The organism is Pseudovibrio sp. POLY-S9 (genome assembly GCF_001431305.1).
Lineage (GTDB): Bacteria > Pseudomonadota > Alphaproteobacteria > Rhizobiales > Stappiaceae > Pseudovibrio.
This window is the reverse complement of the sequence record NZ_LCWX01000237.1, coordinates 33,533-38,331: the sequence shown is the minus strand read 5'-3', so window position 1 is coordinate 38,331 and position 4,799 is coordinate 33,533. Positions and strand designations below refer to the sequence as shown.

General features: G+C 48.9%; 2 protein-coding genes and 1 pseudogene. All 3 read left to right on the top strand.

Annotated features, from left to right (window positions below; genetic code table 11):
* Positions 1-477 (top strand): ATP-binding cassette domain-containing protein (locus tag PPL9_RS24315; protein WP_152986825.1); only part of this gene is annotated, 477 nt, incomplete at its 5' end.
* Positions 478-793: 316 nt separating this feature from the next.
* Positions 794-2,827, top strand: a complete 2,034-nt coding sequence (locus PPL9_RS24310) for a hypothetical protein (protein ID WP_057465138.1) — start codon at positions 794-796, stop codon at positions 2,825-2,827.
* Positions 2,828-2,969: 142 nt separating this feature from the next.
* A pseudogene (locus tag PPL9_RS33670) lies at positions 2,970-4,799 on the top strand (YncE family protein); the annotation flags it as partial.

The window sequence follows — 4,799 nt, the reverse complement described above, 5'->3', positions numbered from 1 at the left end:
CTTGTTGGATTTGGCCGCTACCCGCACCACAAAGGTCGCCCCACAGCCAAAGATCATAGAGCGGTAGATGAAGCTCTGGATCATTTTGATCTGCAAACTATGTCTGACCGGTTCATTGATGAAGTCTCCGGCGGCCAAAAACAACGAGCACTGGTCGCAATGGCATTTTGTCAGGAGACAAAGTACCTCCTACTGGATGAACCTCTTAACAATCTTGATATGTACTACGCTCGCAGCCTCATGAAGCGCCTGCGCGAGATAGCAGACACAGGCAAACGCTCATTTGTCATCGTCCTCCACGACATCAACTACGCCGGAGCCTACGCCAACGAGATCATCGCCCTAAAAGACGGCACCCTCGCCATCCACGGAACACCGCAGGATGTCCTGGAAACAAAAGCCCTGCAGACCCTCTACTCAATGGAAATCAAAGTAACCCAACACCAGGGACAACTCGTGGCCTTGCATCATTTGTAGGCAGTACTCTTTGGGATCTAACGAATTGTTTCGGCTTTGAGAATGGTGAAATGCACAGTTGGCTGGGATATGTAATGTAGTCATAAGTCCATATAACATATTGATTTTTTGAATAATTATAAAACATGAATATTTAAATCATATTTGACTTTTGTCATTTGCGAAAGATGTTCTGTTTTCTATTTCTCGGATTGCAAATCATTCTCAATTGCGAGAGGGCGCCAGTTTTGCCCTGGTGATCCTATTGCATTGGAGAGGGATAGGGGAGGTTTGCTCATGTTGGGCTATCCCCTCAAAAGAGATTCCGAGTTTAAGCATGTTGAATAAAACGGCACTTCTATCATTCGCATCAGCAGTGGCAATCAGCTCTGCAGCTCTTGCAGGTTCTACTGAAGTTAAAGTCGAGGTTTTAGACAAAACCTTTGATCCAGCGGGTGGTTTTCTGGCTTACACAGAGTTTGAGCTTTCTGGCGAACCTTTAGCGGAAGGTCTGGGGCTGGATCTTGATGTTCTGGACCCAAATCTCGTCAATCAGCCAACCGCTTTTGATTACGCAGCCGGCATTGAGAGTTATGAATACTCTGAGGAGGCTATGTATGCGGTCAATTATCAGTCTAAGATGGGCCCACATATCGTAAACGGTCCACTAAACAAAGCGCGTGGCGGTTCACTTGAAAGCCTTGGTAAGCGCGTGATTGAACTGGCCGGATCTGTTGCCTTCCCCGTGGAAGAAATTCCGCTCAACATGTATCCGATCACCTTCCCATACATCTCAGCGTTTCCTGAATTTGGTCAGGCAATTGACAGTTCTGTCGTCTCCAGCGATGAGGCGGATATTCTGACCGCTCACGGAAAATCTAAAACAATAAAAATCGATATTCCAGCGTACTTCCGCGATTATGCTTCGCTCTCCTGGAAAGAGGAAGGCATGGACAAGTCTTTCAATCCCGGAGCTGCGGCAGGCATCATGCTGAAGGATGTCATGTGGGCACAGGATTTCCTCGGCGGTATGCACACAATAGCAGAGGATCTGGAAGTTGAGGCCGAAAGTTCCGTCATGGATCAGGATGGTGTACATGCGCTCGGGGTATCCACGGCAGATGGTTTCAACGGCGTTATTCTAACTGAAATGCTCAATGACCGTCTAATAACACTACGTGATCAGTTTGGTTATGACGGTAAGATGCTTGGCGCAAAGCTGACCGCGTCTTATGATCCTGCACAGGGCCCAATCTGGTTCCCGCGCAAGGTCGCTGTGAATGAAAAGACCGAGAACACCGTGAAAGCCATCAGGTCTTTGAAGGTCATCGACGGGGCATCCACTCTGCGTGACACATGGTTGATGCTATGGCCACTTTCAGAGATTTACGCATATAGCGACCAACGTACTGCAAACACAAATCAGAACCCGGCTTTTATCGCAGTGTTCGACGGTGCACCATTTGCTGCAGCTGCTGACCTAAACAAAGACAATGATCTGGTGAATGACATTGCTTCTGATGATGTCTTCTCCGCTGCAAGTGTTCTCACAAACGCTACTTTCAAAAACCTTGATGCGCTGCACTTCAACAAAGAAGCGGGCACTCTGGTTGATCGTTATAATGGCAAGCAGGGCTCCAAAGTTACCACTTATGATGCGGCATATGCTCTTCAGGCCCTGAACATTTTTCAGCGTTCTCAGGATGCACTGGCCGTTGGTTATGCCTCCGCTGATGCGGGCGAGAGCCTGGAAACTGCACGCGGTAAGCGAGCGCTCGAGCTGATTAAAGCGCAGGCAGATTTTATTCTGAAGAATTTGATCTCTGAAAATGGCCTTGCAGTTGATGGGTTTGAGACTGGTAAAGGCGCGAGCCCGGAGCAAAGCCTTGGTACGCAGTTCGCTGTTGTTCATGGGTTAACCTCGGCATTCCTTGCAACAAAGGATGAGAGCTACAAAGAAGCAGCACGTAAGCTGTTCCTGTCCATTGAAGCGAAGATGTATGACAAGACGATTGGCACATATGCTGCTGTGCCAGGCCAACCAACTGAGCACACACCATACACCGCCGCTGCAATCAGTGCTGGGCTGCGTAGTGCAATGCTTATTCTGCGCAACAATGAAGGCGAGAATGAACCTTTATTGGACCTTGCAAGCCTGACGCAGCGATATGAAAGCTGGTTCCGCACTGTCATTAACGGTCGCAATGTGAACGAGGGCATGCAGCTTGCTGAATGGCTGGGAGACAGTGGCGAGAACGTTGTAGCTGGCAGTGAAGATCTGGACACGGATGCAGATGGTGTTCCGCAAATTGTGCAAGCTGGCACAGCTATGGTGATGGCCGGTAAGGTCAAAGTTTTTGCTGTAAAATAAGTAGTTTGCCGCGATTTGAAACAGCCGGGGTGTAAAACATCCCGGCTTCTTCTGCCTGTTAACCTAAGTCAAATGCGAGGCATTCGCATTTGGCTATAGAGACAGCAATCATAATAATCTGACGAAGAATCGATCCGCAGTCATGGATGATGCAAGCAAGAATAGCGTACCGGTCAACGGACCTAAGCCAGCACAATCCAGCGCAATAAAATTGTTCTGGAAACGTCTCGGTTACAAGAGCAAACATGCTGAGTTTGTGCTTTACTTCCTCACTATCAGTGGGTTGATGCTGTGGGATGTTGTTGGCCTTCCTTGGCAGCTCATCCAACCTTCACTTGCCATCCATTTCATTGTCTCCCTTATCCTCTTTCCATTGTTTGTTATTCCATTCTGGTTTTCTCATCGTGACCTGATCAAGAAGAACGGACGCCCGTTTCTTCGTAGAACAGGCCAGATGATTGAGATTGCCCTGGTATTGTTGGTTCTCAGTGGCATTTATCTCGCGTTTTTTGGCAATCGCGGCAACATGATAGGGCGAGTTGCATATTGGCTCCATCTGGTTCCAGCTCTGCCGGTTTCGTTATTGGTGTTTCACCATGCCAAGCGCTATTCGATGGTTAAGGTTGCAGCTTGGATCTTCCCGTTTCTTCTGGCGCTGGTCGCACTCATGGTGCCAGCCTATGCTGCCGTTGAAAGTAGTTCCCTTGTTCTCAGTAGTGAGGGCACAAAACTCATCTCAGCAAACTTTGATGCAGGCAGTGTCACTGTTGTTGACCGCAGCTCTAGCAAAGTGCTGCAAGAGATCAAGATCGGTGGTGAGCTACGCCGCATCGCGTTGGATGAAAAACAGCATATTGCAGGTGTAACGGACTACACGGGTGACCGTGTGGTTTTCATTGATCTGAACACAAGCAAAGTTCTCTCTGAGTTCAAGACTGACTATCGTCCATTTGGCATTATCTATGACAAGATCAACAACCTGTTCTGGGTTTCATTGTTTGAAGCGCACAAGATCATTGCAGTTGATCCGAGACAAGGCATCACTCAGGAAATCGACAGCGAAGAGACCCCGCGTGGTCTTGCTTTGCTCAGTGATGGTCGTTTGATCGTAACGCATGCCATGGTTGGCAAGGTCTCCATTTGGGATACCTCAGGGGCTAAACTTACATTTCTGAAGACGATCAGTTTGGTTGAAACTCAGGACAACGACGAAGCTGTTTCGCAGGGTGTCCCGCGCATTCTGGATGATATTGCAGTAAGCCCAGATGAGAGCGAGGCCTGGTTGCCACACGTTCTTTGGAACTTTGATCATCCTTTCCAGTTTCAGTCCACCGTGTTTCCGAGTGTCTCATTGTTGAGCCTTGAACAAGGGCAAGAGAAAGAAGTTGCTGAGCGCCGCAAGCACCTCTTCAAGCAAATCAATATTATCGATACCAACAATCGCACTCGCATTGTTTCAAACCCTCATGATGCTGAATTCTCCGAGGACGGTAAAAAAGTTTACGTTACATTGGCTGGAAGCGAAGACTTGATGGTCTTTGATCTGACACGCAGAACAGCCCTGACCAGCAAGAAGAAGCGCCGAGCGCGCCGCAAGGGCAAACTGAACCAAGGTGGAGCAAAGGTCATGCAGATCTTTCGCCACATTCCCGGCAACAATCCGCGTGGGTTAGTCGTTTCGGGGCAGGACATCTTCGTGCAAAACGCAATGACACTTGATTTCGTAGCGCTGAAGAGAGGTGGGGACGGCCCGTTTGCGCGCGTCACTCTGGGTGGGCAAGCTCCAGCTCCACTAGTGCAGAGCGATCCGGTTGAGGCCAAGCTACGCCGAGGTAAAACCCTTTTCAACAGCGGCAACACGGATGATTCCAAACTAACGCCGACCACTGGTGACTTTTGGATGAGTTGTCAGAGTTGCCATGTGGATGGCTTCAACTTCACCAATGGCTATCTTTACCGATCCACACCAACC